This is a genomic window from Micromonospora sp. NPDC047527 (assembly GCF_040643015.1).
GTDB lineage: Bacteria > Actinomycetota > Actinomycetes > Mycobacteriales > Micromonosporaceae > Micromonospora.
On record NZ_JBEYTK010000005.1, the window covers coordinates 88,018 to 114,423 of the forward strand.

The 26,406-nt window shown below is 71.4% G+C and carries 28 protein-coding genes; 19 read left to right on the top strand and 9 right to left on the bottom strand.

Features of this window, described 5'->3' with window-relative positions:
• Nucleotides 1-50: 50 nt before the first annotated feature.
• The 3 genes from ABZ808_RS20085 to ABZ808_RS20095 form a co-directional block, all read right to left on the bottom strand.
• Nucleotides 51-1,475, bottom strand: coding sequence for a DUF234 domain-containing protein (locus ABZ808_RS20085; protein ID WP_357008501.1), 1,425 nt, complete (start codon nt 1,473-1,475; stop codon nt 51-53).
• Between the two features lie 76 nt (nt 1,476-1,551).
• The gene (locus ABZ808_RS20090; protein WP_357009531.1) at nt 1,552-2,292 is read right to left on the bottom strand and encodes a response regulator transcription factor; all 741 of its coding nucleotides are present in this window, start codon (nt 2,290-2,292) and stop codon (nt 1,552-1,554) included.
• The gene (locus ABZ808_RS20095; protein WP_357008504.1) at nt 2,271-3,518 is read right to left on the bottom strand and encodes a histidine kinase; all 1,248 of its coding nucleotides are present in this window, start codon (nt 3,516-3,518) and stop codon (nt 2,271-2,273) included. The genes ABZ808_RS20090 and ABZ808_RS20095 overlap by 22 nt, the downstream gene beginning before the upstream one ends.
• Before the next feature lie 132 nt (nt 3,519-3,650).
• Here ABZ808_RS20095 and ABZ808_RS20100 point away from each other — a divergent pair, with 132 nt between their 5' ends.
• The 5 genes from ABZ808_RS20100 to ABZ808_RS20120 all read left to right on the top strand — a co-directional run bounded on the left by ABZ808_RS20100 (nt 3,651) and on the right by ABZ808_RS20120 (nt 7,298).
• Entirely contained in the window at nt 3,651-4,547 is an 897-nt protein-coding gene (locus ABZ808_RS20100; RefSeq protein ID WP_357008507.1) for an ATP-binding cassette domain-containing protein, read from the top strand.
• Complete coding sequence (locus tag ABZ808_RS20105) at nt 4,544-5,338, top strand: ABC transporter permease (RefSeq protein WP_357008510.1); 795 nt, start codon at nt 4,544-4,546, stop codon at nt 5,336-5,338. The genes ABZ808_RS20100 and ABZ808_RS20105 overlap by 4 nt, the downstream gene beginning before the upstream one ends.
• 2 nt (nt 5,339-5,340) lie before the next feature.
• On the top strand, nt 5,341-6,090 hold the full coding sequence (locus ABZ808_RS20110; RefSeq protein WP_357008512.1) for a hypothetical protein: 750 nt from the start codon (nt 5,341-5,343) through the stop codon (nt 6,088-6,090).
• Between the two features lie 32 nt (nt 6,091-6,122).
• Nucleotides 6,123-6,686, top strand: a complete 564-nt coding sequence (locus tag ABZ808_RS20115; RefSeq protein ID WP_357008515.1) for a heme-binding protein — start codon at nt 6,123-6,125, stop codon at nt 6,684-6,686.
• A 72-nt stretch (nt 6,687-6,758) separates the two neighbouring features.
• The gene (locus ABZ808_RS20120; protein WP_357008518.1) at nt 6,759-7,298 is read left to right on the top strand and encodes a DUF1697 domain-containing protein; all 540 of its coding nucleotides are present in this window, start codon (nt 6,759-6,761) and stop codon (nt 7,296-7,298) included.
• 37 nt (nt 7,299-7,335) lie between these two features.
• Here the strand turns inward: ABZ808_RS20120 and ABZ808_RS20125 are convergent, their stop codons facing one another.
• Both ABZ808_RS20125 and ABZ808_RS20130 read right to left on the bottom strand, forming a co-directional pair.
• Nucleotides 7,336-8,313, bottom strand: a complete 978-nt coding sequence (locus ABZ808_RS20125; protein WP_357008521.1) for an MBL fold metallo-hydrolase — start codon at nt 8,311-8,313, stop codon at nt 7,336-7,338.
• Between the two features lie 154 nt (nt 8,314-8,467).
• On the bottom strand, nt 8,468-9,382 hold the full coding sequence (locus tag ABZ808_RS20130; protein WP_357008524.1) for a serine hydrolase: 915 nt from the start codon (nt 9,380-9,382) through the stop codon (nt 8,468-8,470).
• Nucleotides 9,383-9,433: 51 nt separating this feature from the next.
• Here ABZ808_RS20130 and ABZ808_RS20135 point away from each other — a divergent pair, with 51 nt between their 5' ends.
• Together ABZ808_RS20135 and ABZ808_RS20140 are read left to right on the top strand one after the other, a co-directional pair.
• Complete coding sequence (locus ABZ808_RS20135; protein ID WP_357008527.1) at nt 9,434-10,402, top strand: LysR family transcriptional regulator; 969 nt, start codon at nt 9,434-9,436, stop codon at nt 10,400-10,402.
• A 97-nt stretch (nt 10,403-10,499) separates the two neighbouring features.
• Complete coding sequence (locus ABZ808_RS20140; protein WP_357008531.1) at nt 10,500-11,351, top strand: aldo/keto reductase; 852 nt, start codon at nt 10,500-10,502, stop codon at nt 11,349-11,351.
• A 24-nt stretch (nt 11,352-11,375) separates the two neighbouring features.
• Here the strand turns inward: ABZ808_RS20140 and ABZ808_RS20145 are convergent, their stop codons facing one another.
• Nucleotides 11,376-11,891 carry a GNAT family N-acetyltransferase gene (locus tag ABZ808_RS20145; protein ID WP_357008534.1) on the bottom strand — a complete coding sequence of 172 codons (516 nt, stop codon included), beginning with the start codon at nt 11,889-11,891 and terminating at the stop codon, nt 11,376-11,378.
• A 132-nt stretch (nt 11,892-12,023) separates the two neighbouring features.
• Between ABZ808_RS20145 and ABZ808_RS20150 the strand changes: the two genes are divergently transcribed.
• Genes ABZ808_RS20150 through ABZ808_RS20160 form a run of 3 tightly spaced genes read left to right on the top strand, consistent with a single transcriptional unit; the run spans nt 12,024 to nt 14,474 of the window.
• On the top strand, nt 12,024-12,578 hold the full coding sequence (locus ABZ808_RS20150; protein ID WP_357008537.1) for an NAD(P)H-dependent oxidoreductase: 555 nt from the start codon (nt 12,024-12,026) through the stop codon (nt 12,576-12,578).
• A 25-nt stretch (nt 12,579-12,603) separates the two neighbouring features.
• The gene (locus ABZ808_RS20155; protein WP_357008540.1) at nt 12,604-13,617 is read left to right on the top strand and encodes an ATP-binding cassette domain-containing protein; all 1,014 of its coding nucleotides are present in this window, start codon (nt 12,604-12,606) and stop codon (nt 13,615-13,617) included.
• Nucleotides 13,614-14,474: an ABC transporter permease gene (locus ABZ808_RS20160; RefSeq protein ID WP_357008543.1), complete on the top strand. Its 861-nt coding sequence runs from the start codon at nt 13,614-13,616 to the stop codon at nt 14,472-14,474. The genes ABZ808_RS20155 and ABZ808_RS20160 overlap by 4 nt, the downstream gene beginning before the upstream one ends.
• A gap of 69 nt (nt 14,475-14,543) precedes the next feature.
• Here the strand turns inward: ABZ808_RS20160 and ABZ808_RS20165 are convergent, their stop codons facing one another.
• On the bottom strand, nt 14,544-15,449 hold the full coding sequence (locus ABZ808_RS20165; protein ID WP_357008546.1) for an AraC family transcriptional regulator: 906 nt from the start codon (nt 15,447-15,449) through the stop codon (nt 14,544-14,546).
• A 158-nt stretch (nt 15,450-15,607) separates the two neighbouring features.
• Here ABZ808_RS20165 and ABZ808_RS20170 point away from each other — a divergent pair, with 158 nt between their 5' ends.
• Together ABZ808_RS20170 and ABZ808_RS20175 are read left to right on the top strand one after the other, a co-directional pair.
• Nucleotides 15,608-15,913 (top strand): antibiotic biosynthesis monooxygenase, encoded by a 306-nt coding sequence (locus ABZ808_RS20170; RefSeq protein WP_357008549.1) that lies wholly within the window; start codon nt 15,608-15,610, stop codon nt 15,911-15,913.
• Nucleotides 15,914-15,963: 50 nt separating this feature from the next.
• Nucleotides 15,964-16,917, top strand: coding sequence for an alpha/beta hydrolase (locus tag ABZ808_RS20175; protein ID WP_357008552.1), 954 nt, complete (start codon nt 15,964-15,966; stop codon nt 16,915-16,917).
• 27 nt (nt 16,918-16,944) lie between these two features.
• Here ABZ808_RS20175 and ABZ808_RS20180 read toward each other — a convergent pair whose 3' ends face one another.
• Nucleotides 16,945-20,271, bottom strand: a complete 3,327-nt coding sequence (locus tag ABZ808_RS20180; RefSeq protein WP_357008555.1) for an AAA family ATPase — start codon at nt 20,269-20,271, stop codon at nt 16,945-16,947.
• Between the two features lie 180 nt (nt 20,272-20,451).
• Between ABZ808_RS20180 and ABZ808_RS20185 the strand changes: the two genes are divergently transcribed.
• The 4 genes from ABZ808_RS20185 to ABZ808_RS20200 all read left to right on the top strand — a co-directional run bounded on the left by ABZ808_RS20185 (nt 20,452) and on the right by ABZ808_RS20200 (nt 22,882).
• Entirely contained in the window at nt 20,452-20,901 is a 450-nt protein-coding gene (locus tag ABZ808_RS20185; RefSeq protein WP_357008559.1) for a helix-turn-helix domain-containing protein, read from the top strand.
• Nucleotides 20,894-21,262, top strand: coding sequence for a DUF4180 domain-containing protein (locus ABZ808_RS20190; RefSeq protein WP_355631636.1), 369 nt, complete (start codon nt 20,894-20,896; stop codon nt 21,260-21,262). The genes ABZ808_RS20185 and ABZ808_RS20190 overlap by 8 nt, the downstream gene beginning before the upstream one ends.
• Nucleotides 21,263-21,404: 142 nt before the next feature.
• Nucleotides 21,405-22,235, top strand: coding sequence for a helix-turn-helix domain-containing protein (locus ABZ808_RS20195; protein WP_357008562.1), 831 nt, complete (start codon nt 21,405-21,407; stop codon nt 22,233-22,235).
• 65 nt (nt 22,236-22,300) lie between these two features.
• Entirely contained in the window at nt 22,301-22,882 is a 582-nt protein-coding gene (locus tag ABZ808_RS20200) for a dihydrofolate reductase family protein (RefSeq protein WP_357008565.1), read from the top strand.
• 23 nt (nt 22,883-22,905) lie between these two features.
• On the opposite strand, the gene ABZ808_RS20205 is transcribed toward ABZ808_RS20200, so the two are convergent.
• Nucleotides 22,906-23,541, bottom strand: coding sequence for a hypothetical protein (locus tag ABZ808_RS20205; protein ID WP_357008568.1), 636 nt, complete (start codon nt 23,539-23,541; stop codon nt 22,906-22,908).
• Nucleotides 23,542-23,706: 165 nt separating this feature from the next.
• Here ABZ808_RS20205 and ABZ808_RS20210 point away from each other — a divergent pair, with 165 nt between their 5' ends.
• The 3 genes from ABZ808_RS20210 to ABZ808_RS20220 all read left to right on the top strand — a co-directional run bounded on the left by ABZ808_RS20210 (nt 23,707) and on the right by ABZ808_RS20220 (nt 26,403).
• Entirely contained in the window at nt 23,707-24,795 is a 1,089-nt protein-coding gene (locus ABZ808_RS20210) for a helix-turn-helix domain-containing protein (protein ID WP_357008571.1), read from the top strand.
• The gene (locus tag ABZ808_RS20215; RefSeq protein ID WP_357008574.1) at nt 24,792-25,412 is read left to right on the top strand and encodes a hypothetical protein; all 621 of its coding nucleotides are present in this window, start codon (nt 24,792-24,794) and stop codon (nt 25,410-25,412) included. Before ABZ808_RS20210 ends, ABZ808_RS20215 begins: the two co-directional genes overlap by 4 nt.
• Nucleotides 25,413-25,515: 103 nt before the next feature.
• Nucleotides 25,516-26,403, top strand: coding sequence for a cellulose binding domain-containing protein (locus tag ABZ808_RS20220; protein ID WP_357008577.1), 888 nt, complete (start codon nt 25,516-25,518; stop codon nt 26,401-26,403).
• Nucleotides 26,404-26,406: the final 3 nt, after the last annotated feature.

Below are 26,406 nucleotides of genomic sequence, written 5' to 3' on the forward strand. Positions count from 1 at the left end.
TACCGCACCGACATCCTCGGGAATTGGTACGGCCGGCACCGGACGAAAGTTCAAATCCGGTACGCGGTAAGCAGATCCTCCGGCGACAGCACGCGTAACCCGTCGGTGGCGGTGCCGCTGCGCGACACGGCAAGGAGTGGGACCGATTCGTCGGCGCCGGGCAACTGGGACCGATGCAGGAGCAGTCGGCCCAGGTCATGGGCATCGAACGGCCGGTTCTCCTGCCACTTGATCGACCCGACGAAGCTGATGCGCCGAGCGACGGGCTCCCGATCGGCGCCAACTATGTCGATCTCGGGGTCGTTGGTCCGCGTCCAGAAGCCGCCGATCACCGCCGCTTCCGCAGGCAGATGGTCCCCAGGAAGCCGGCGCAACGCCTCCCGGACGACAGGTTCGATGACCCGACCCCGCCAGGACGCCCACGACGTGACGATCCGGTCCAGGGTCAGGTCGCCTCGACCTCGCTCAATCTCGGAAAGGTGGGCGCCAAGGAACGACAGCCAGAAGCGCAGGTACGGATCGGCCACCACGTACCGAGTTTCCCGCGACGGCCTGGTCGACAGCGGAAGGAGGCCCTCCACCGCCCGCTTCTGGATCAGCAGGCGCAAGGCGCGACTCAGCGACGCCTGTGGAAGATCCCCCGCAGCACGGGAGATCAGCGAGAAGGTCCGCTCACCGGAGCCGATCGCCCGGAGCACCAGACCCGCCTGGGACTGCGGCGGGAACTCGGCGGCCAGAGCCCGCTCGCCACTGACCAGCAGGGCCGAGGTTGGATCCCGGACCGCGTCGGCCAGATATTCGTGCACCGATGCACCGACCGGCCACTCGTCGAGGATCAACGGCAGGCCGCCGGACACCAGGTAGGCGTCGAACGCGTCGGCGGCGGGCAGGTCAAGCATGTCGCGGACGTCGGCCGGGCTCAACGGCGGAATGACCATCTCGGTGGCCCGCTGGTGGAACGGTCGACCGTAGTCGTTCAGGGCCTCCATCATCGCCAGGTCCGACCCGACACAGATCAGCAGGACCGGCTGCCGGGACAGCGCACGGTCGAAAACCTTCTGCAGCGTTCCCTCGAAGCCCGGGTCGGTCGCGATGAGGTACGGCATCTCGTCCAGGACGACGACACTCGGTCGGTCGGTCGGCAGCGCGGCGACAAGCAGGGTGAGCGCCGCGTCCCAGGTCCGTGGTTGCTGCTCGGACAACAGTTCTGCGCCTGGCAGCGTGGAGGCAGCCGCCGCTTCCACGAACAGTGCGAGGTCAGCGGCCACAGTTGGCTGCGCCGAGGCGGTGAAGAACAGGTACGGCACCTCGGCTCGTTCGACGAACTCCTCCACCAGCCGCGATTTGCCCACCCGGCGGCGACCGCGCATCAGCACGGCACGGCCTGGCCGTCCCGCCCGGCCGCCGCGTTCGACCCGGGCGAGCATGTCGTTGAGAAGGGCCAGTTCGCGTTCTCGTCCGACAAAGCCGCCCATGCGGTCACCTCTGACACTTCCAAGTTTGGAACACTCACGGATGAGCGTATCAGCGGAGCAACACGGATGGGGACGCTCAGACCAGGCCGGCGTCGTGGACCAGCAGTGCCACCTGGACCCGGTTGTTGAGGTCGAGCCGGGTCAGCAGGCGGGAGACGTACGCCTTCACCGTCGCCACGCTCATGAACAACTCCCCCGCGATCTCCGCGTTGGTCCGGCCCCGGCCCAGCGCGACCGCGACCTGCCGCTCCCGTTCGCTGAGGCCGGTGAGCAGCCGCAGCGCCCGCTCCCGGCGCGGGTCTGGGCCGACCGGGCCGGGGGCGGCGGCGGTCACGTGGTCGATCAGCCTCCGGGTCACCGTCGGGGAGAGCGTCGCCTCCCCGGCCGCCACCCGGCGTACGGCGTGCACGATCTCCGCTGGCGGGGTGTCCTTGAGCAGGAAACCGGCCGCCCCGGCGCGGAGCGCCCGGAGCACCTGCTCGTCGGCGTCGAAGGTGGTCAGCACCAGCACCTCCGGCGGGTGTGGCTGGGCGCGCAGCAGCTCGGTGGCGGTCAGGCCGTCCACCCGTGGCATCCGGATGTCCATCAGCACCACGTCCGGGGCGTACGCGGCCACCGCGGCCGGCACCTCGCCGCCGTCGGCCGCCTCGCCCACCACGATCAGGTCCGGCAGACCGCCGAGGATCATCGAGAGCCCGGCCCGGACCAGCGCGTCGTCGTCCACGATCAGCACCCGCACCGCAGCGGCGGCCGAATCGGCCCCGCCCGACGACCCGGCCCCGCCCGACGGCGCGGTCACGCCGGCCACGGCAGCCAGGCGGCCAGACGGAAGTCGCCCGTCTCGTCCCGCCCGTACTCCACTCGGCCGCCGGCCAGGGTGACCCGCTCGGTGATGCCGACCAGCCCGGTGCCGGCGCCCGGCAACTCGCTCCCGATGGGCAAGCCCACCGGCCACCGGTTGGAGATCACCACGGTCAGCCCGGTGCCCGGCCCGCCGGCCACGTCCACGTTGATCGACGCGCCGGCCGCGTGCTTGCGAGCGTTGGTCAGCCCCTCCTGCACGATCCGGTACGCCGCCCGACCGAGCGCCGCCGGCACCTCCCCCGGGTTGGCGACGCTGTCGCTGACGTTCACCCGCACCCCGGCCGAACGCGACTCGGCGATCAGGGCCGGCAGGTCGGCGAGGGTGGGCTGCGGCGGCTCCGGAGCGTCGCTGCCGCTGTCCGCGCGGAGCACCCCGATGACCTCGCGGAGGTCCTGGAGGGCGGCGTGCGCGCTGCCCCGGATCACCCCGGCCGCCCGGGCCACCTCGTCCGGGGGCGCGTCGGGGCGGAACTCCAGCGCGCCGGCGTGCAGGCTGAGCAGGGAGATCCGGTGCGCCAGCACGTCGTGCATCTCCCGGGCGATCCGGGTGCGTTCGAGGTGACGGGCCTGGGCGACGCGGAGCTGCTGCTCGGCCTCGGCCCGCTCGGCCCGGTCGCGCAGCGACACGATCAACTGCCGCCGGGCGCGGACGAACATTCCCCAGGCCAGCACGGCGAGGGTGATCACCACGCCCCAGCTCACGGTGGCCCAGTACGACATGTTCGGATCCGGACGAGACCAACTGAACACCAGGTTGGTGAGGAGACCGACCCCGGTCACCGCCACCGCGACGGCGGTCCGCCGGTGCACCACGAGGGTGAAATAGAAGATCAATAGCGGGATGGAGGCGGCCATCGAGAACAGGTTCAACGGCAGGGTCGCCACCGCCAACCCGAGCGGCCACCGCCGACGCAGCCAGAGCAGCCCGCAGCAGACCAGCCCGACCAGCGCGTCCACGCCGACCATCCAGTCGTGCGGCAGCGCGACCGCCGTCTGCGGGTCGGGCGACAGCGCGTCCCCGGTGGCGTACAGCACCCAGACCAGCCCGAGCAGGAACGCAAGGCTGTCCACCACCCAGTCGCGGGTCGTGCGGCGCGGACGCGCACGGTCGGGCTCGGCCGGCACCACCAGCTCCCCTGGCAGCAGCCAGGGGTGCTCCGGGACGGCGATGCTGGTCACGCGCCCATGCTAGGCAGCAACAGGCGCCGGCAACCAGCTACCAAAGTCGAGACCCGTAGGTCGACCAAGGTCGACGCGGCACCGACCGGTGGCCGCAGCGGATGGCCGGGCGGCGCGGGCAGGCTCGACGACATGATCAGTGTGGAGAACCTCACCAAGCGATACGGGCCGCATCCGGCCGTGGACGACGTGTCGTTCCAGTGCGAGCCGGGCACCGTCACCGGCTTCCTCGGACCGAACGGCGCCGGCAAGTCCACCACCATGCGGATGATCTGCGGGCTCACCGCGCCGACGGCCGGCCGCGCCACCGTCTCCGGGCGGCCCTACCGGGAGCTGCCCAACCCAGGGCGGGAGGTCGGGGTCCTGCTGGACGCCTCCGCCCAGCACGCCGGGCGCACCGGCCGCGAGGCGTTGACGCTGTCCGCGTACACCATGGGTTTGGACCGGCGGGAGGTCGCCGCGAAGCTCGACCTGGTCGGGTTGAACGCGGTGGCCGCCAAGCGGCGGGTGAAGGCGTACTCGTTGGGCATGCGTCAGCGGCTCGGCCTGGCGCATGCGCTGCTCGGTGACCCCCGGGTGCTGATCCTCGACGAGCCGGCGAACGGCCTGGACCCGGAGGGGATCTTCTGGATGCGCGGCCTGCTGCGCGACTTCGCCGACCGGGGCGGCACTGTGCTGCTCTCCTCCCACCTGCTGCGCGAGGTGGAGGCGGTCGCGGACCGGCTGGTAGTTATCGGGGGCGGCCGGATCGTGGCCCAGGGCGACAAGAACGAGCTGCTGGCTGGCGGCGGAACGATGGTCCGGGCCCGCGACGGCGCGGCACTGCGCCGGGCGCTTGCCGCTGCCGACCTGACCGCCGCCGACAGCGCCGACGGCCTGCTGGTGCAGGCCGACGCCGAGGCGGTCGGCCAGGCCGCCGCCGATGCCGGCGTCGCGCTCGCCGAGCTGCGCCCCGCCGACGGCGGCGGCCTCGAACAACTCTTCCTCACGCTGACCGCCGGCGAAACCACCAAGGAGGCCGTCCGATGACCACCACCACCGCGCCCCCCGCCAGAGCCGTCGCACCCTCGCACCATGCCCCGGTACGCCGCCCGTCGCTGCTCCGGCTCACCACCGTCGAACTGCGCAAGCTCGCCGACACCCGGGCCGGCCGGTGGCTGCTGATCACCATCGGCCTGGTCACCGTCGCGATCGTCACCCTCCTGCTGATCTACGGCGAGAAGGACGAACAGACCCTCGTCACCTTCTTCGTTCCGTCGCTGCTGCCGGTCAGCGCGCTCCTGCCGGTGCTGGGCATTCTGTCGATCACCAGCGAGTGGTCCCAGCGCACCGCCCTCACCACGTACGCGCTGGTGCCCCGCCGGGAGCGGGTGGTGGCCGCGAAGCTGATCGCGGTGGTGCTGGCCGCGCTCGCCTCGGTGCTGGTCACCCTGGCCGTCGCCGCCGTCGGGACGCTCGTGGCGTCGGCCACGGGCGGCGCGGGCACCTGGCAGATCGAGGGGTCGCTGATCCTGCACGCGGCGATCGCTCAGGTCGCCTGCGTCCTGATGGGTGCCGTCTTCGGTCTGGTGCTGCTCAACCCGCCGCTGGCCATCGTCGGCTACCTGCTGCTGCCGACCCTCTGGACCGTGCTCGGCCAACTGGTCCGGCCCTTGCGCGGTCCGTCCGAGTGGCTGGACACTAGCCGGACCATGGAGCCGTTGTTCACCAGCCACGTGACAGGCGAGCAGTGGGGGCGCTTCGTGGTGTCGCTGCTGGTCTGGCTGCTCCTCCCGCTGGCCGTCGGCCTGTTCCGAACGCTCCGCCGGGAGGTGTCCTGACCGTGGACGTCGCCGGCACCCGTCCGCACACCGTGGTCAGCGGTGGCCCGCTGGAGCTGGCTGTCATGTGGGGCGGCTTCCCGCTGCTCGGCGCGGGCGCCGGCGGCCTGCTCGCCCTGGCGGCGGGCTGGGTCGCCGGGCTGCCGTGGGCACCCGTGCAGTGGCTCTTCGGGCTGCTGGACCGGCTGCCCGACGCGCAGGCCCTCGCCGGCGCCGCGGCGGTGGGCGCGCTGGCCGGTCTGGTCATCGCCGGGATCGGCACCGCCGAACGGCTGATCGTCACCGTCGACGCGGCGCAGGTCCAGCTCCGCCGCGACGGCAAGGACCGGCACGTCGGTCGGGCCGAGACCCGGCTGGTCTTCGTGGACGACGGGCACCTGGTGCTGCTCGACTCCGACGGCGCCGAGCTGGCCCGGGAGTCGACGGACCTGCCGGCCGACCGGCTGGCGGCTGCGTTCCGCGCGCACGGCTGGGGCTGGGCCGACGGCGACCCGCACCGCTCGGCGTACCGGCTGTGGGTGCCCGACCTGCCCGGCCTGCCCACCGGGGCGGACGCCCTGCTGCGGGCCCGCGAGCAGGCGGTCCGCAAGGATCGCCGCGACGACGCCCGCGAGCTGCGCCGGGAGTTGGGCCGGCTCGGGGTGGTGCTGCGCGACGAGGAGAAGCGGCAGCACTGGCGGCTGACCGGGCGGGCGATCACGCCTGGGCAGCAGGAGACGACTTCTGCCGAGCCCAGGCCGGATGGGCGGTAGCGTCTCTCCCAGGAGATCACTGGGAGCGCGCGATGACCGAGCGGCAGCGGTACCGGGTGGTGGCCCGGCATCCCGGCTTCGAGCTGCGTCGGTACCCGGCCCACCTGGTGGCCGAGATGCGGGTCCAGACGTCGTTCACCCGGGCGCCGATCGAGGCGTTCCGGCCGCTGACCGCCTACCTCGGGGGCGCCAACCGTGCCCGGCACCCGATCGGAGCGGCCACGCCAGCGCCGTCGACGGACGGCGGCTCGCAGAAGATCGCGATGACCGTGCCGGTGGTCCAGGTGGAGGGCGAGTGGCCGGGCGCGTACCTGATCCAGTTCGTCATGCCGGCCGCCTGCACCACTGCCACCCTGCCCGAGCCGGTGGATGCCCGGGTGCAGATACGCGAGGTTCCGGCGCAGCTGGCTGCGGCGATGCGCTTCTCCGGGCGGTGGACGGAGAAGGCGTTCAGCCAGCGGGCCACCATGCTCGGCCGGTCGGTCACCGCGGCCGGGCTGCAACCCACCGGAGCCATCCGGTACGCGCGCTTCGACCCGCCGTGGAAGCCGTGGTTCCTGCGCCGCAACGAGGTCGTGCTGCCGGTGGTGGAGTGAGCTGGCGGTCGTCGATGGCCCGTCGGTGGACCTAGGCTGAGCGGGTCTGCCCGGCAGCCCGAGGAGGACCCCATGACCCGGTACGTCGCCCTGCTGCGCGGGGTCAACGTCGGCGGCGTCCGGCTCGCGATGGCTGACCTGCGCCGGATCGTCACCGACCTCGGGCATGACGACGCGCAGACGTACCTGCAGAGCGGCAACGTGGCCTTCGGCAGCAGCGTGCGTGACGCCGAGAAGCTGGCCGCCGGGATCGAGCGGGCGCTCGCCGACGAGCTGGGGTTGACGGTTCCGGTGCTGGTGCGCAGCGGCCGGGAACTGGCGGCGGTGGCCGGCGGCAACCCGTACGCCGAGCGGGAGGACGACCCGACGAGATTGCTGGTGGCCTTCCTCGCGACCGCGCCGAAGCAGTCCAGCGTGGACGCGCTGACCGTGCCCGGCAGCGAGAACGTGGCGTTCACGGTGACCGGCCGGGAGATCTTCCTGCACTTCCCCGACGGCGGCTACGGGCGGTCGAAGTTCACCAACGCGTACCTGGAGAAGAAGCTCGCCGTGGTGGCCACCACCCGCAACTGGAAGTCGGTGCGCGCCCTGGCCGAGATGGCCGCCGGCTGACTCGGTGGGGGCCGCACGCCGGCCCCCACCGAGGCCGTCAGAAGCGGTACGCGGTCTCGTACTCGGGCACCAGCACCCGGCTGCGCGGCGAGATCCGGCGGATCGCCGCGATCATCTCGTTCAACCGGGTCCGGTCGGCGGGGGCGACGACCGGAGGGTTCTGCAACGGGGTCTCGAAGTTGTCGTAGTGCACCGGCACCACGACCTTCGGGTAGCCCAGGCCGGCGAGCAGCCGGGGCAGGTAGTCGCCGGTGGTGGTGGCGCTCTGCATGGCCACCATGGCGACGTCCGGCGCGAGGCCGGTGAGGTTGCGCTCGGCGACGTCACTGGCCCCGGTGAAGTAGACCGACGGCCCACCGTCGACACGCAGCAGGTAACCCAGCGTGTCGCCCTCCGGCAGGTCGGCGATGGTCGCCGGCAGCGGCGGCGGGCTCACCCGCACCCCGGGGAAGGCCACCGAGTACGAGGCGTTGCGGCTGTGCAGCGAGCCGACCACCTCGATGGTGTGGTCGCCGAAGTCCAGCACCTCGCCGCCCTTGACGGCGCTGAGCTGCCCCGAGGGCACCCCGTAGGCCAACCCCAGGTGGTACGCGGTAAGCGTGCCGAACACCCGCGCGCCGGTGCGACCGGCGATGTACGGCACGTCCATGAAGTGGTCCCAGTGCGTGTGGGTGACCAGCACGGTCGTGGCCCGGTCGACGCGCGGGTCGATCACGTCGGCGCGCACGGTCAGCTTGGCCGCCTGGTTGAACGGCCCGGTGAACAGGCCGGTGTCGATCCGGCTGAGGTACGGGTCGACCAGGACGGTCCGGTTCCCGATGTCGACGCGCCAGCCGGCCGTGCCCCACCAGCGGAAGCTCACCGCACCGCTGCGGCGGGTGGTCGGCGCGGGGGCGGCGGCCGGCGGCGCGGCCTGTGCCGGGGTCGCGGAGGTGGCGGCGAGGCCGCCGGCGGAGACCAGGGCGGTGGTGGCTGCGGCGTCGCGGAGGAAGCGGCGGCGGTCGAGGTTGGGCATACGGATCTACTCCCCGTGGTCGGGCGGTTGGTCGACACGAGCCAACCAGCGCGCACCGGCCCAGGTCCAAGATCCAACACCGCCGGCTCCGATACGTCGCCGCATATCGGGCCTGGCCAGAGGCCGCGCTCCACGGCTGGGACGGGGCGGAAAGTCAGCCGCCGCGCAGCGCCTCGACGGCGGTCCGGGCCGCCTCCCCCATCGCCAGGTCCACGTCGATCCGGCGCGGGGTCAGCTGGTCGGCGCGGGCGAAGATGGCGATGGCGTACCGGCCGCCGTCGGGGTATTCGGCGACACCGGCCTCCAGGTGCAGACCGGGCAGGGTGCCGGTCTTGCCGGACACCCGGACGCCGGGCGGGAACCCGGCGGCCAGCCGGGTCCAGAAGATCTGCCGGGCCATCCAGGTGCGGACCATCGCGCAGGCCGCCGCCGGCCCGGCCTCGTCCCGCCAGATCAGCGTGAGCAGCCGGGTGATCTCCCGCGCCGTGCTGGAGGTCGTACGCGCCGGGTCGAAGACGCGCATGGCCCGGACCCGGTCGTCCGGCAGGGTGGGGAAGATCCGGGCGAACTCCGCCTCGGTCCGGGCGCCCACGTCGGCGAGCATCACCTCGACCAGTTCCCGGGGACCGCCGAGGACGCGGGTACGGGTCAGCCCCAGCTCGGCGGCGAGCATCGGCAGCAGGTCCGGGCCGACCCGCCGCAGCAGCAGGTCGGCGGCCGTGTTGTCGCTGACCGACATGGCGAAGTACGCGAGGTCGCGCAGCGACACCTCGACGTCGTCGGTGCAGCCGGCCACACCCCAACCGCCGAGCCGGTCGTCGGCGGTGACCAGGATCCGCTCGGTCGGGTCGAGCTGACCGGCCTCGACCTGCCGGGCGAACTCCAGCACCAGCAGGATCTTGAAGATCGAGGCGATCACCACCTGCTCGTCGGCCCGCACCCCGACCTCCGGCCCGGCGCCGGCCACGCGGTCGAGGGACAGGTCCACGGCGTCCAGGTCGACGGCGTGCAGGCTGGCGGTCACCCCGGCGCCGGCGAAGATGGCCTCGATGCGTTCCCCCACGTCCACGCCCGCACGGTATCCACCGGCGGCCCGCCGCCGCTGGCGTAGGGTCCGGCCGTGGACCTGCTCCGACACCTGCGGCACTTCGTGGTGGTCGCCAACGAGCTGCACTTCGGACGGGCGGCCGAGCTGCTCGGGATGGCCCAGCCGCCGCTGAGCCAGTCCATCCAGCGGCTGGAACGGGAGCTGACCGTCGAGCTGTTCGACCGGTCCCGCCGTCAGGTACGCCTCACCACCGCCGGTGAGCTGCTGCTCGGCGAGGCGGAGGAACTGCTCGCGGGTGAGGGCCGGCTGCGCAGCCTGATGGGGCAGGTCCGCGCGGGTGAGCTGGGCGTACTCCGGGCCGGTGTGCCGCCGGAAACCCCCGCGGTGACCCTGCGCGCGCTGCTCGACGGGCTCACCACCCGAGCACCCGGCCTGGACGTGGAGCTGCACGAGCTGACCACCGCCGAGCAAACCCGGATGCTCACCGAACGCAACCTCGACGTGGGGCTGGTGCACCACCCGGTCGAGGCGGACGGGCTGCGCTTCGGCGCCGCTGTCGACGTACCGCTGGGGGTGTTGCTGCCGCGGACCTCGCCGCTGGCCCGCGGCCGGGAGGTGCCGCTCGCGTCGCTTGCCGACCTGGACCTGGTGGCCGCACCCCGGGCCACCGCGCCCGGCTGGCACGACCACCTGCTGGGGGTGTGCCGACGGTACGGCTGGCGGCCGGCGCGGGTCCGGCCGGCGCGCAACCCGGAGTTCCTCTTCGGGTTGGTGCTGGCCGGCGGCGGGGTGGCCGTGGAGCCGGCCACGGTGGCCCGGCGGGAGCCCCGGATCGCCTGGCGGCCGATCGCCGACGCGCCGCTGGCGAAGCGCACCTCGGCGGCCTGGCCGGACCGGTCCGCGCATCCGGCGGCGCCGATGTTCGCGCAGCTCGCCGCCGAGGTGCTGGCCGACGCCGAGCCGGCACCACCCGCGTCGGCCGACCCGCCGTCGGTGCCGGCGGCGCGGCCCTGGCCGGTGTTGTTCGACACGACCGGGTGAACGACCCGGCGTTGCGCTCGTCGCCCCCGCCCCGGACGGTGAATCGGCGTCCCGTCCGGGTATGGGGGCATCGACACGAAGACGCGAAGGAGCCGCAGTGGCCATCACGATTCCCGACATCAGCCTGAACGACGGCAACACCATTCCGCAGCTCGGCTTCGGGGTGTTCCAGATCGAGCCGAAGGACACCGCCGCGGCGGTGAGCAAGGCGCTGGAGGTGGGCTACCGGCACATCGACACCGCCGAGATGTACGGCAACGAGGCCGAGGTGGGCGAGGCGGTGCGAACGTCCGGGCTGAACCGTGCCGAGGTCTACGTCACCAGCAAGCTGAACAACGGGTTCCACCGCCCGGACGACGCCCGCAGGGCGTTCGACTCGACGCTCGACGCCCTGAAGATGGACTACGTCGACCTGTTCCTGATCCACTGGCCGCTGCCGACGCTCTACGACGGCGACTTCGTCTCCACCTGGAAGGTGCTGGAGGAGTTCCAGCACGACGGCCGGGCCCGCTCGGTCGGGGTGTCGAACTTCCAGGTGCCGCACCTGGAGCGACTGGCCGCCGAGGCGAGCGTGGTGCCGGCGGTCAACCAGGTCGAGGCGCACCCGTACTTCGGTAACGAGGAGGTCCGCGCGTACGACCGCGAGCACAACATCCTCACCGAGGCGTGGTCGCCGATCGCGCAGGGCAAGGTGCTGGCCGATCCGACGGTCGTCGACATCGCCGAGCAGTTCGGCCGGACCCCGGCGCAGGTGGTGCTCCGCTGGCACGTGCAGCGCGGCGACATCATCTTCCCGAAGTCGACCACCCCGAAGCGGATCGAGGAGAACACCCGGATCTTCGACTTCGAGCTTGACGACGCGGCGATGGAGCGGATCACCGAGTTGGACAAGGGCGAGGCCGGCCGGCAGGGCCCGAACCCGGACACCTTCGCCTACGTCCCCCGCTGAGCCGAGCTGACCGCCGCGCCGACCTCAGCCCTCGGTCGGCGGGGTGGTCAGGTCGAGCCGCCAGTCGTTGGCGCGCATCATCCGCCCCGGCGGATATTCGAAGCCCGTCTCGCCCAGCAGCGTGAAGCCGGCCTTGCGGCAGACCGCGTTCGAGGCGGGGTTGTCGACCGAGGGGTAGGCGTGCGCGTGGCGCCGGTCCCGCCGGGCGCGGACCACGTCGACCGCCGCGCGCACCGCGACGGTCGCCAACCCCTGCCCCCGGTACGCGGGCAGCACCGCCCAGCCCAACTCGTACACCGGCTGGTCGCGCCACTCCCGACCCCAGTAACCGACACTGCCCACCCGTGCGCCGTCCGGCAGCACCAGGGTGAACATGCAGCCCTGCCCGCCCTCGGCGAAGTGCACGTAACGGTGGTGCCGGGCGAGCACCTGCTCGTCGGTCTCCGGGCCACCGGTGTGTCTGCGGGTGTCCGGTGAGTTGAGCTGCCGCAGCAGGTCGAGGTCGTCCTCCTGCCACGGCTGGATGCGTACCTGTGCCATCGCACTCCCCCGTTCGTCGGCCCCAGTCAAGCCGACCCCACCGACATCCCGCACCGAAACGCCGCCCGCTAGATCCGATCTAGCGGGCGCGCGGTGGTCGCCTCGCGCCTTGAGGATGGAAGGGGGGTAACAATGACACCGTTAGCGCTCGCCGTAATCATCGGCAGCACCCGGGAAGGGCGGGCGGGTGACCGGGTCGCCCGCTGGTTCATCGATCAGACCGCGCGGCACGACGACCTCACCGTGACGGTCGTTGACCTCAACGAGTACGACTTTCCGGCCAGCTACCCCGCGGAGCCGACCGCCCCCATCCGGGCGTTCGTCCGCGAGGTGGGTCGGGCGGACGCGTTCGTCGTGGTCACCCCCGAGTACAACCACAGCTTCCCGGCCCCCCTGAAACAGGCGATCGACTATGCGTACGACGAGTGGCAGGCCAAGCCGGTCGGCTTCGTGTCGTACGGCTGCCGGTCCACCGGTCTGCACGCCGTCGACCAACTGCGCACCGTCTTCACCGCGTTGCACGCCATGACGGTGCGCGACGTCGTGGGGATCGACCTGCTCGCCGGTGAGCCGACGCCGCTCTGCACCGACGAGCTGCGCCACGACACCCGCGCTCTGCTCGACCAGCTCCGCTGGTGGGGTCTGGCGCTGCGTGACGGCCGGGCGGCACGGCCCTACGTCTCCTGAACACGTTCGACGAAAGGTTTACGTCATGAGTAGACGCACCACCGGCCTGGCCATCGAGGCCGAAGGGCTCACCCGCTCGTTCGGGGACACCAAGGCGCTGGCCGGCATCGACCTACAGGTGCCCGCCGGCACCGTCTACGGCCTGCTCGGCCCGAACGGGGCGGGCAAGACCACGGCGGTCCGGGTGCTCGCGACACTGCTGCGGCCCGACGGCGGCTCAGCGCGGGTCTTCGGGCACGACGTGGTCACCGAGGCTGACGCGGTCCGCAGCCGGGTCAGCCTGACCGGCCAGTACGCCTCCGTCGACGAGGACCTGACCGGCACCGAGAACCTGGTGCTCCTCGCCCGGCTGCTCGGCCTGCCCAAGCCGGCCGCCCGTGAGCGCGCGGGGGCCCTGCTGGCCGCGTTCGGGCTCACCGAGGCCAGTGACCGCCAGGTGAAGAAGTACTCGGGCGGGATGCGGCGGCGCATCGACATCGCCGCCAGCATCCTCAACACCCCTGACCTGCTCTTCCTCGACGAGCCGACGACGGGCCTCGACCCGCGCAGCCGCAACCAGGTGTGGGAGATCGTGCGGGCGGTGGTGTCGCACGGCACCACGGTGCTGCTGACCACGCAGTACCTGGACGAGGCCGACCAGCTCGCCGGGCGGATCGCGGTCGTCGACCACGGCCGGGTGATCGCGGAGGGCACCCCGGGCGAGCTGAAGTCGTCGATCGGCTCCGGCACCGTCCACCTGCGACTGCGCGACCCCGCCCAGCGGCCCGAGGCGGAGAAGGTGCTCCGGGAGGCGCTCAACGTTCCGGTGCAGCTCGCCGCCGACCCGGTGGCGTTGACGGCCCGCGTCGGTGAGGCCGGCACCGACCTCGACGCCAGCGCGCAGGCCGCCCGCGCGCTGAGCGACCTGGCCCGCGCCGGCATCGTCGTCGACAACTTCTCCCTCGGCCAGCCCAGCCTGGACGAGGTCTTCCTGGCCCTGACCGATCATCCCGCCGTGCCCGCCGACGAGCGCGACGACGAGCTGGAGGCAGCCCGATGAGAGACGCCACCACAACCACCACGACCGAACGGGCGCCGACGGTCTACGTGCCGTCCGCCGACGCGCTGGCAACCGTCCTCGCGCCCGGGGCGCGACCGCCCCGACCCACCGCGCTGGGGGCGTCGCTCACCTTCGGCTGGCGCGCCCTGCTGAAGATCAAGCACGTGCCGGAGCAGCTCTTCGACGTGACAGCGTTCCCGATCATCATGGTGCTGATGTTCACGTACCTGTTCGGTGGCGCTCTCGCCGGCAGCCCGCGTGACTATCTGCAGTTCTTCCTGCCCGGCATCATGGTGACAAGCGTCGTGATGATCACGATGTACACCGGTGTCGGCCTGAACACCGACATCGAGAAGGGCATCTTCGACCGGTTCCGGACGCTGCCCGTCTGGCGGCCAGCCGCCCTGGTCGGCATGATCTTCGGCGACGTGCTGCGCTACATCCTCGCCGCCCTGGTGATCCTGAGCCTGGGGCTGGTGCTCGGGTTCCGGCCCGCCGGCGGGGTGGTCGGCGTGGCCGCCGGGATCGGGCTGCTGGTGATCTTCTCGTTCGCGTTCTCCTGGGTGTGGACGTTCTTCGGGCTGATCCTGCGCAGCGAGAAGTCGGTGATGGGGGTCAGCATGATGGTGCTGTTCCCGCTGACGTTCCTGAGCAACGTCTTCGTCGAGCCGAGCACCATGCCCGGCTGGCTCCAGGCGTTCGTGAAGGTCAACCCGGTGACGCAGCTCGTGGCCGCGATCCGTGGAGTGATGGGCGGCGAGTCGGACCCGTCGGCCACGATGTGGCTGCTGGTGTGGAGCGCCGGCTTCGTGCTGGTCTTCGGCTCGCTGACCATGTACAGGTACAACCGCCGCTGACCCTGCCTCGGCCCTGACCGACGGGCGTCGCCACGACTGTGGCGGCGCCCGTCGCTTGTCTGGCTACGGTCAGACGACCGCCGGCACCTCGGCTCGGGTGGTGCCGCGCAGGCGGGTGGCGTCCTGGCTGGGCGGCGCGCCGAACTGACGACGATATTCGCGGCTGAACTGCGACGGGCTCTCGTAGCCGACGCGGATGCTCACCCCGGTGACGTCGTTGGGGTGGGTCGCGAGGAGGAGCCGCGCCTCCTGCAACCGGATCTGCTTCTGGAACTGGATCGGGCTCATCGCGGTCACGGCCTGGAAGTTGCGGTAGAACGCCGACACGCTCATCCCGGACAGCCGGGCCAGATCCTCCACCCGGAACGACTGCGCGAAATGGTCGCGGATCCAGCGGACCGCCCGGGCGACGTGGCTGAGGCTGCTGTCGGCCAGGCCGAGTTGCCGCACGGCCGCCCCCTGCTCACCGGTGAGCAACAGCCACAGAATCTCCCGCTTGATCAGGGGCGCGAGCACCGTGACGTCCCGGGGCCGGTCCAGCAGCCGGAGCAGTCGGATCACCGCGTCGCCGAGCTCGTCGGGCGCGTCACTGACCACCATCCCCGACGGCGGCGGCCCGGCCAGCGGCGGTAGGTCGCCCGGCGCCGCCTGCAACAGCAACTCCGCCACCATGGCCGGGTGTAGCACCAGCCCGAACCCCAGAGCCGGAGCGTCCGCGCTGGCCTGGGTGAAGCAGCCGGTGACCGGCAGATCGACCGACGCGACAAGGTACTGCCCCGCGCGGTACTCGTACACACGGTCGCCCAGCGCCATCTGCTTCGCGCCTTGGGCGATGAGCGCCAGCACGGTGCCCGACATCGACGTGGTGGGCGGGGTCCGCTGCTCGACCTTCGAGATCAGGACCCCGTCGATGGCGGTGCTCATGTCGGGCCGGGCGTGGCGGGCCAGCAACGCCCTCAGCTCGTCAAGGTTCACGACCTCGATTGAAGCACGAGACCGATCCTCGCCACAACGAGAGAATAAGGCAAGTGCCAGCGAGCATTCTTCTAACGTTTCTGCTGGTGTAGCTGATTCCATTGGAGTGTCAGTTTTCCCGAGAGCGCAGCACAGCTCGACGATGAGGAGTCTCACCGATGACCGTCCACCACGGGTTCCAGGCCACCATGACCGCGCAGCCGGGAAAGGCCGACGAGCTGATCGAACTGCTGCTCGACGCGCCGTCGCTGCCCCACGACGACTGCCTCGTCTTCCTGGTGTCCCGCTCGGCCTCCAACCCTGACGTCGTGCACGTCGTCGAGGGCTGGACCAGCGCCGAGGCCCACAGCGCGTTCTTCGGCGGCGAGCAGGCGCAGGCCCTGGTCGCAAAGCTTCAGCCGCTGCTGGCCGGCGAGTCCGCGTACACCGATGCGGTGCCGGTCGGCGGCAAGGCGACCTTCTGAACCGGCGACCACACCCGGCACCCCGACCTGACACCAACGGAAGGACCCCGATGAACATCCCTCGACCGGCCATCGACCCCGAACTGCTCGTGCCCCTGGCCGACCTGCCGTCCCTGCCGCCCCTCGGTCCCGAGGTGATCAACCAGCTGCGCCAGTTCCCCCAGCCGCCGATCGAGACGCACCTGGAGGGTCGCTCGGTGCAACGGCGCGAGGTCACCGTCCCCGCCTCTGACGGAACTCCGATCCCGCTGTCCGTCCTCAGCCCCACCAACCGTGCCGCCGGGGCGCCCTGCGTCTACTGGATCCACGGCGGCGGAATGATGTGGGGTGACCGCTTCTCCAACATCGACGTTCCGCTGGAATGGCTCGACCTGTTCGGTGCCGTCGTGATCACCGTGGACTACCGGCTGGCCCCGGAGGCAACCGGCGAAACCCTCGTCGACGACTGTTACCAGGGCCTGCTCTGGGTGGCCGAGAACGCCGCGGACCTGGGCATCGACCCGACCCGCATCGTCGTGGCTGGCGCCAGCGCCGGAGGTGGCCTGGCCGCCGGGGTGACGCTCATGGCCCGTGACCGCGGCACCCCGCTCATCGCCGCGCAGTTGCTGTCGTGCCCCATGCTCGACCACCGCAACGACACCACGTCCAGCCGTCAGTACAGCGGCCCGGACGGCGTGTGGACCCGGGAGATGAACGAGTTCGGCTGGCGCAGCGTCCTCGGCGAGCAGACCCCCTCCGCGTACGTCTCACCCGCTCTGGCCGACGACCTGTCCGGCCTGCCGACGACCTACATCGACGCCGGGACGGCCGAGGTGTTCCGCGACGAGGACGTCAGCTACGCGACCCGGATCTGGGCCGCTGGCGGAGAGGCGGAGCTGCATCTGTGGTCCGGTGGCTTCCACGGGTTCTCGGCGCTGTTCCCGCAGGTCCGCGTCTCAGCCGCAGCCCGGCGTACCCAGGCCGACTGGCTCGCCCGAGTCCTGAACCCCGAGCTCAAGGACTGAGCCGACCGACGGCCGGCGTCGCGGTGCTCAGAGCCGCCAGGGCACCGTCTCGGGCGGCAGGTAGCGGCAGGTGTTGCCGGTCGAGACGGCTTCGCGCAGGTGGCCGGCGAGCGCCGGATGCCGCTCGTCGAGTTTGCGCAAGGTGTCCCTGATCCGCGCGGTCACCGTCTTGCGGGCCCGTTCCGCCTCGTCACCCAGCCGGCGGCTCCGGCCAGCCAACCCCGCCGCGGCGCGCAGCTCGTCGAGCAGCGCGCCGCGCTCGGCGTCCAGCGCGGCTACCTTCCGGTCGTCGTCGCGTGCGGCGGCCCGGTCGATCTCCTCGTCGAGGCGCTCCAGGTGCCGTCGGTAGCGGGCCTTAGCCTCGTCGTCCAGGACCGGGTCACCGCCCATCCGACGGGCCGCGACCAGCTCCGGCCCGGCGGCTGGGTCGAGCAGCTCCACGGCGGGCACGTCACCGCCCGGCCGACTCAGCAGCAGGTGCAGGTCGTGCAGGCCCTTGGCGTCGGGCAGTTGGACGACGACGCCCGCGTAGGCGAGCTGCCAGACGGGCCCGTCGCGCCGAAACTCGTACCCCTGAACTGCCGCCACGACCGACGCGGCCTGACCCGGCACGGCGGTCTGACCTAAGACGGCAGTCTGGCCCGGCATGGCGCTCTGGCCTGGCACGGCGGTCTGGCCCGGCAGGGCGCTCTGGTTTGGGCTGGCGGGATGGGCGGTGGTGGTGGCTGGCGCCGGGGTGCCGAGTCGGTGCAGGACCTGGAGCATGCCGAGGGCGGTGGCGTCGCGGGCGGTGGTGGCGCGTAGCTCGGCCAGGGCCGCGGCGTCGCCCGCGTGGCCGCGGGCGGCCAGGGCGTTCACCAGCCCGACGCGGGCGATGAGCGACCAGGTTCGGGAGCCCAGCCGGTCGGCGGAGTCGCGGGCCGCCGTGAACCCGTCGATGGCGTCGTCCCAGCGCTCCTGCGCGGCGTCGACCACCGCGAGCCAGTGGTCGACGGGACCGCTGATGTCGCAGCCGAAGAGCCCGACCATCCACTCTCCACGATGTGGGGTCAGCGCGGCCCGCGCGTCGTCGCAGCGCTGCGGGTCGCGGGACGCGGCGGCGGCCTGCGCACGCAGTCGTAGCCAGAGCGGCGACACGGGACGCGGGTACCGGATGTTGGCGGCCTCGATGCCGGCGGTCAGCCGGATCGTCGTCACACCGTCGCCACGCTCAGCGGCAGTGATCGCCCGCAGCAACTCCTGATAGGGGTAGTCGATCGGTGCCAGCTCGTCGAGCAGGGTCTCGGCCTCGGCGAACCGACCCTGGAGCACCAGCCGGGACCAGCGCAGGTGATGGCCCATGAACCCAAACTGGGCGTGGCCCGGGTCGGAGAGGTCGGTGAGAAAGACGAACCGCTCGTCGGCCTCCGCGAAGTCACCCCGGAAAGCCGCGATGATCCCGCTGTCGACGATCGCCGAAATCTGGTGCCGGGTGAGGTCGCCGTGTCGGTCCGCGTTGACGAAGGCGGTGAACTCCTCGACGAAGCCGGGGTTGCCCAACTCCAGCAGTGCCACCCAGCGCAGCGAGGTGGCCCACAGCTCCGTCTCCCGGTCGCCCGAGCGGCGGGCCACGTCCCGAATTTCGGCGGTGAGCGCCGCCCGGGCCGCGGCCGTGCCCAGACCCCAGGTGGTGTCATGGCGGGCCCACAGGCTGAAGGTGAGCGCCTCGTCGTCCTGCCCTCGACGAGCGATCGTCTCGGTCGCGGTGATCAGGTCGGCGACCAGCGCGCTGACCGGCGCGGTGGCGTCCGGCTCGCCGATCAGCCGTCGGTACGCCTCCCGCACCAGCTCCGCCGCCTCGACCGAGTGGATGGTCTCCACCTGGCGGGAGCGGTTGACGATGAGGGCGACGCGAGCCAGCAACACCGGGTCATCGAGGGTGCGGGCCAGCGCCCCGGCCTCGGTGAGCAGTGTTGCGGCCTCGTCACGGCCGGCGTGGTGATATTGCGCCTCACCGAACTCGATGAGCATCCGCACCCGTTGCGCCCGGTCGTCGACGACCTCCAGCGCCCGGCGGAAGTGCACCGCCCCCTCGTCGGCGGCCAGCCGGCCGAACGCGTCCCGCCCGGCGGCGACCAGCAGCGTGGCCACCCGGGCCCGTTCGAGCGCGGGGCCGGCGAGGTAAGCGTGCCGGGCGAGGTCGGCCGGGATCAGCCGGTCGGTGAGCTCCCGCAGATCGTCGACCGCTCGCACGACCGCGCCGTGCCGGGCCTGCCGGTCGTCGTCGGTCAACCCGTCGTAGAGGGTCTCCCGGACCAGGTCGTGGGCGAAGGCGAACCGGCCTCCGCCCCGGGCGACCACCAGCCGGGCGGTGACCGCCCGGTCGAGGAGCCGGTCGACCTGTGCCACCGGGGCGGCCGCGCAGGCCGCGAGGACCTGACGGTGGAACTCGCGACCCAGCACGGCGGCGACGGTGAGCGCCTCGACCACGGCCGGGGGCAACTGGGCCAGGCGTCGTCGGACCGCTTCCCGTACCCCGGGTGCGATGGTGCCGGCCGCACCGTCGGCGTGCCACAGCCGCGCGGTCTGCTCGACGAAGAACGGGTTGCCGCCGGTACGCCGGTGGACCTCGTCGACCAGGTCGGCTTCGGGCTCCCGCCCGGCGGTGCGTGTGATCAGCGCGGCCACCTCGTCGCGGGTCAGGCCGGTGAGGGTGATCGTGGTGGCCTTGGCGACCAGCGGCATCAGCAGCGGGCGCAACGGATGGTCGCCCGACTCGACCTCGGCGTCACGGTAGGTGCCGATCAGCAACAACCGTTCGAACCAGGTGTGCTGGGCGGCGAACTCCAGCAGCCGCAGCGAGGCAGGGTCGGCCCAGTGCAGATCGTCGAGGACGACCACTACCGGCCGGTGCTGGGAGACGGCGACCAGCGCGGCGGTCACCGCGTCGTACAGGGCGAACGCCTCACGGTCCGCGATGTCGCCACCCGTGTCGACGCCGGCCCAACTGGCGGTGCGGCCGGCCTGGTCGGCCTCGCCGCCGGTCTCGCCGAGCAGAGCCGCGAGGGCCGGCTCGGCGGACTGCCGCGCCGCCGCCCAGTCGTCGGCGGAGCGCCGCAGGCCGCGCAGCACCTGCACCCATGGCCAGTAGCCGGGAGCGCTGTCGGAATCCCAGCAGGCTGCGCCGAGCACCAGCGCGCCGCGCTGCCGAGCCTCCCGGGCAGCCGCCGTGACCAGGGTGGTCTTGCCGATGCCCGGCTCGCCGGTGACGAGGGCGAGGCCGCCGTGGCTGGTGGCGGCCCGGTCCAGCTCGGCGCGCAGAAGGGCCGCGGGATGATCCCGCCCGATGATGGCGTCGCCGAGGTGCGCGTCCATGGTTTCCAGACGGTACTGGAACCGTCCGACACCGGTCGCCCGCTTATCTACTCAGGGTGACACCGCCGCTGGGGGCGCTGGTGCCCCCGGGCCCTTTGGAGCTGATGCCGTAGATGATTCACGGTGGCCACCACTCCCCATCACTCCCTAACATCCTCGGTTAAGGTAGGTTAGGGAGTGATGAAGGAAGACATGTACTCGGTGGAGCAGGTCGCCGACCGACTCGGGCTGCACGTGCGGACAGTGCGCGGTTACATCCGGTCCGGTCGGCTGAGGGCGGTGCGGATCGGCAAGCAGTACCGGATCGCCGCCACCGACCTCGATGCGCTCACCGGGCAGACGCCGCCCGCTGTGGCCCCCGGGCCGGCCGAGGTGTCGAGCATCGTGCAGATCGACGGCGTCGACCGGGCTTCCGCCGACCGACTCGGCACGCTCGTGCTCGCCAGCGCCAACACCGGCCACGACCAGGCCAATCCGCTGCGGGTGCAGACCGTGCACGACGAGGCGCGACGCCGCTTGAAGATCATCATTCTGGGTGACCCCGCCGCCACCGCCGAGCTGCTGCACCTGCTCGACGCCGTCCTCAACGCTGACAACGGCCTGATCGACCGGGAGGTCCACGATGCCTGACCAGATCCAGGAACGCGCCGGGGTGCAGGTGCTCGTCTGCGACCCGGCCGGCCCGCCGGTCGCCACCGAGCAGGACGCGCTGGACCTGATCGGAGCGGCCTTCGTCGGCGCCCAGGTGGTGGCCGTGCCCGCCAACCGACTCGACGAGCGCTTCTTCTCGCTGGGCACCCGCTTCGCCGGTGACGTGATGCAGAAGTTCGTCAACTACCGGCTACGCCTGGTCGTCGTCGGTGACATCTCCGCACAGCTCGCGGAGAGTTCGGCGCTGCGTGCCCTGGTGCACGAGTCGAACCAGGGCGGGCACGTCTGGTTCGTCCCCGACCTCGACGCGCTCGACGACCGTCTCCGCGCCGCGGCGTAGCCGCTGTCAGCGCTCACGTAATTCCCCCGGCGGCTGCGAGCGGAGGCGAGGCGTCCGGGATCGGCGCCGGCTCGATGCTGGCGGCAGCGCGGGCTGGACCATCCCGGCGCGCGATATCGGCGATGCTGTGAGCGTGGAGTACGTGTCCAGAGTGTCGCGACCGCCGCTGGACGGGCTGATCGACGACCTCTACTACCTGGAGGGTGCGCCGCCGTACGCCCGACTGACGCTGCCGGCAAGTCCGGCGGCACTGCTCATCGTCAACCTCGGGGCGCCGTTCCGCATCCGCGCCGGCACCGACATCGAGACGGCCGACTACGCCGACGGCTGCGTGGTCACCACGCCCACCCGCGCGTTCGAGTTCGGCTACCCACGCCCGACGCGGTCCGTCGGCGTGCACTTCAAACCGTGGGGGCTGGCGCCGTTCCTGCCGATGCCCGCGGCCGAGCTGTGTGACCGGCCGGTGACGGTAGAGCAGGTTTGGGGCCGGCCCGCCGTTGCTGAGTTGCGAGACCGGCTGGCCACGGCGGACGGACCGCACGAGATGCTGACGCTGCTCGAGGAGGAGCTGATGCGACGGCTGTGCGAGACCGCCGGCCTGGGGCTGGTCCGCCATACGAGCAGGGTCATCGCGGCGACCAGCGGGGCGGTGGCGATCGGCGACCTGAGCGTGGCGACCGGTGTCAGCAGCACTCATCTGGCACAGCGGTTCAAGGAACTCATCGGCGTCACGCCGAAGCGCCTGGCCCGCACCTACCGCTTCACCGCCACCGTGCTCGCGATCAACCCCGCCGAACCGATCGACTGGGCCGACCTCGCCGGTGGCGCGGGCTACTTCGACCAGGCCCACTTCGGCCACGAGTTCCGGGCGTTCACCGGGCTCACCCCGACCCGGTACGTCGAAGTCCGGCGGCGGTTCCTGCGCGAACATCCCGGCCACGTGCTGGACAGCTGGCCGCTGCCGACGGATTGATTTCTTACAAGAGCGGCAGCTCACGGCACGCTAATTTGGGGTATCCCAGAGCAGAGGAGAGCCCCGTGGGCAAGGTGGTCATGTACAGCTCGGTGTCGACGGACGGCTTCGTCGCGGACGAGAATGACCAGCCTGGACCGCTGTTCGACTGGTTGTCCAGCGGTGACGTCCCGTTGGACGAGAGCGGCGCGCTGAAGGTGTCGCAGACGTCCTACGACTACACCCGCCCGTACTGGGACCAGATCGGGGTGACAGTCGTCGGCCGCCACGTCTTCGACATGACGGACGGCTGGGACGGGAAGCCTCCAGGCGGGATCGACCACGTGGTCGTCGTGACGCACCGGCCGGAGCCCGAGGGCTGGGACCCCAAGGCACCGTTTCACTTCGTCGACGGCGTCGAGGCAGCCGTGGCCAAGGCGCAGGAGCTTGCGGGTGACCGCATAGTCGAGGTCGCCGCTGGCGACGTCGGTGGTCAGGTGCTTGCCGCGGGCCTGATCGACGAGGTACGCATGGACGTCGTACCCGTCGTGTTCGGGTCCGGCAAGCGCTACTTCGGGTCGGTCGACGCGCAGCACCTGCTGGAGGACCCTGACGTGGTGATTCAGGGCAACCGGGTGCTTCACCTGCGCTATCAGGTGCGCCGCTGATCGATCTGAGCGTCCCCACCGCCTCACCAGTCGTTCGCGACCGCCATCGTCACCGCCTCCGGCTCGATCCCCCTTGCCTGGGCCTGCGCGCCTGCCCACCGCAGATAGGCCAGCCACTCCTCAGATGGCCACCCGTTGCGGCGACTGACGCCGGCTTCGGCCGGAAGGTGGCTGGCCACGACACGGTCGAGGATCAACGGCTGCACACCGCCCACGCCGCGCCGGTAACCGACGAAGTAGAGGACCTTCGTGAACAAACCCGGCCCCAACCACGGCAGGCGTGCATGGTCGGGGTCGGACAATCGGCGGTACGCCGTGCGCAGCGCATCCTCGTCCGGCGCTGGCTCGGACATCGCCTCCAGCGCGTACGCCAGGCGCTTGCCGTCCGGGTCGGCGGCGAGCGACTTGGCGGTGCGCCACGGGCCGTACCCGATGGGTCCGTAACCCCAGGCCAACACGGCGGTCAGCAATTGCCGCGGACTCGCGGACCCGGCCCGGTACGCGTCGGCCACCGCGAAGACATCGCGCCGCCAGATCTCGCCGTTCGCCGGAAGGCTGTCGGGCCACGCGTCCGGCGGCAGCCCTGCCCGCCACCGGTCGATGTTGACGGTTACCGGAGCCCGCTCACCCGGTAACACCCCATCCTCGACTGCCCGCATGGTTGCCCCCTCAGAATCGCGCCGACTGCCCGGACGCTACGGCCGAGGCGCTTCCACCCATCGCCCGCTAACGCCATATCGCGGTATCGAAGGGGAACGCGCCACCAGTCAGGTTGATAGGCGTTGGTCGAGACATTCGGCACGACGGCGTGCGATTATCGCACCATGACCGAAACCGGCGACTGGACGACGGTCGGCGAGCAGGTACGCCAGGCCCGCCTCGGGGCTGGCCTCTCCCAGGCTGAACTGGGCGCTCAGCTCGGCCTCGATCGCACCATGATCGCCAAGATCGAGTCGGGTGTTCGACGGGTGGACGCGTTGGAGCTGATTCGGCTCGCGGCCGCGCTCGACGTACCAATCGATCATTTGCTTGAACCAAGACCCACGGTGATCTCGCGCCGCTCGGAACTCCTCGCCGAGAACGACACGGACGTCGCGCGGCGATCTCAACGACTGGAGATCGCGCTCGCCTCCTGGCTCAGGGACGTCCGCCAGCTTCTCGACGCCGGCGCACTCACTCTTGTCAACCCCGTTCGGTACGACGGCAATCTCGCCTCGGAAGACGACGCCCGTGCGGCGGCCCGGTGGCTGCGGAGCATTCATGGTGTCGGCACAGAGCCCATCGCCACCCTCATGGACTTCTGTGAACGCAGCGGCCAGTACGTCCTCGTCAGTGACGTGCCCGGCGAGGGTGCCTCGATGGTGGACGGAGACGTCGCGGTGTCGGTGGTGAGCATTGAGGGCGATCCGGGTCGGCGTCGAGCCACCGCAGCCCACGAGCTGGGCCATCTGGTGCTGGGCGACGAATACTCCAGAGACCTGGCGGTGCACCTGTCGCGCTCTGGCCGGGAGAGTCTGATCAACGCCTTCGCGGCCGAACTCCTCCTCCCGGTCGCCGCGTTTGGGGACGTCAGCCGCAGCACAGCATCCCGCGACGAGATGATCCGGCTCACCGCGCACTACCGCACGTCGTGGTCGTTGGCGCTACGGCAGGCGGAACAGGCCGGGTGGCTCGACGCATCATCGACGCGCTGGAGCCGAGCCACGCCCACGCGCGCGGAGATCATGGACGCGGTTGGCTGGGCCCCTCAGCCGGATCTCGACGCGATTCGCGTACCGCCGGGTTATTCGCACGCCGTCATGGAAGCCTGGCGCCGAGACTTCATAACGGATGCCCGTGCCGTCGAACTCCTGCATGGCCAGATCAGCCTGGGCGACCTACCAGCGCGCGACGAGACAGATCTGGCACCGTGACCGTCGCAGCTTCGACTCACGACGCCTTACTCGTCTTCGACGCCACCGTGCTACACCATTTCGCGCTCGCCGACCGGCTCGACGTGCTGGCGGACCTGGTTACGGGGCGGCGGGTGGCCACCACCGCCGTCGTGCTCGACGAACTTCGCACCAGCGCCGAGGGGATGCCCGCGCTCACCGCGGCGCTGAACCTTGCGTGGGTCGAGGTCAATGCACTCGACACGATCGCCGAGCTCCATCGATTCTCGACTTGGGTCCGCCGCGTCGGCGCCGGCAGACGAGACCTGGGCGAGGCTAGCGTCTTCGCTGCGGCGGAGATTCACGGAGGTACGGCAGTCACGGATGACCGCAAAGCCACGAAGGTAGGCCGTAAGTACGGCCTAGCGGTTCACGGCACGATCTGGCTACTCGCCGATAGCTGCCAGGCCGGCAGACTTACCGAGGTCAACGCGGGTGCGATTATCGACGCGCTGCGGGGGACACAGCATCGGCTGCCGTGCACCGGGGCCGAGTTCCCCTCGTACGCACGAAAGGCCGGGCTGCTCCAGCTCTCGCCTGCACGGGTACCGAGCCCGACTCGACCCTCGACTGGAACGCCCGCCCAGGCTCATGACTAGCACCGGGCCGGCTACGTCATGTAGCGGACCAACTCCACGAAGCCAAGCCCAGATATTGACAGTCGGCTATTGAATTCGGCGGGGCGGCCCTAACATTCGGAGCATGCGTGCTCGCCGCGTCACCGCTACCATCGCCCTCGCCGCGTTGGCGAGCCTGCTCACCGTCCACGCCGCCCGTGCCGACGGCCCGGCAATCAGCACCCCCGGCAGCCCAACCGTGGTGGCCAACGAGCCACACCGGCTCACCCTGACCTGGACGCCGTCCGCCTGGGTCGGTGAGCCGGCCGGCGACGGCCCGATCGGCTACGAGGTGCAGGTGCCGCTGACCCACAACACCTACCGCCTCCTGGGCACCACCACCGACACCACCATCACGGTGACCGACCTGGCGCCCAGCACGACGTACCGGATCGCGATCGCCGCCCGCGCACTCGGCGGCTACTCGGACAGCTCGCCTCCCACGGCCGTCCGCACCGCCACCGGCCGCGCGACGCTCAGCTATCTCAACCTCGACTGGGCTCCGACGAACAACCAGATCCAATACAGCCTCCAGGTCACCAATACCGGCAGCGGTCCGCTCGATCTCGCCACCGTGCGGGTGCGCTACCACCTGCGCTTCGAGGGCGGCAACACCTCGCTTGTGACGAACTGCGACTGGGCCGTGCTGGGCTGCGACCGGATCCGGCAGACGGTGCAGGTCTTCATACCGCCGGGCGGGTCGCCCGGTGGTACGCCGACACCGACGCCGACGCAGTATCCGATCCCGGGCACCCCCGCCATCGGCTGGGTCGAGCTGACCTTCGCCAGCGGGACGCTCGCTCCGGGCGCGTCGACCGGGCCGATACAGCTCCGCCACCACCGGCACAGTTGGAGCGACATCAACGAACGCGACGACCCGAGCTGGCTCGCCGCCACTGCGCAGTGGACCGAGAACGGGCGGATCACCCTCGACGTCGACGGGCTACGCGAATTCGGCGACCTGAACACCTGACGC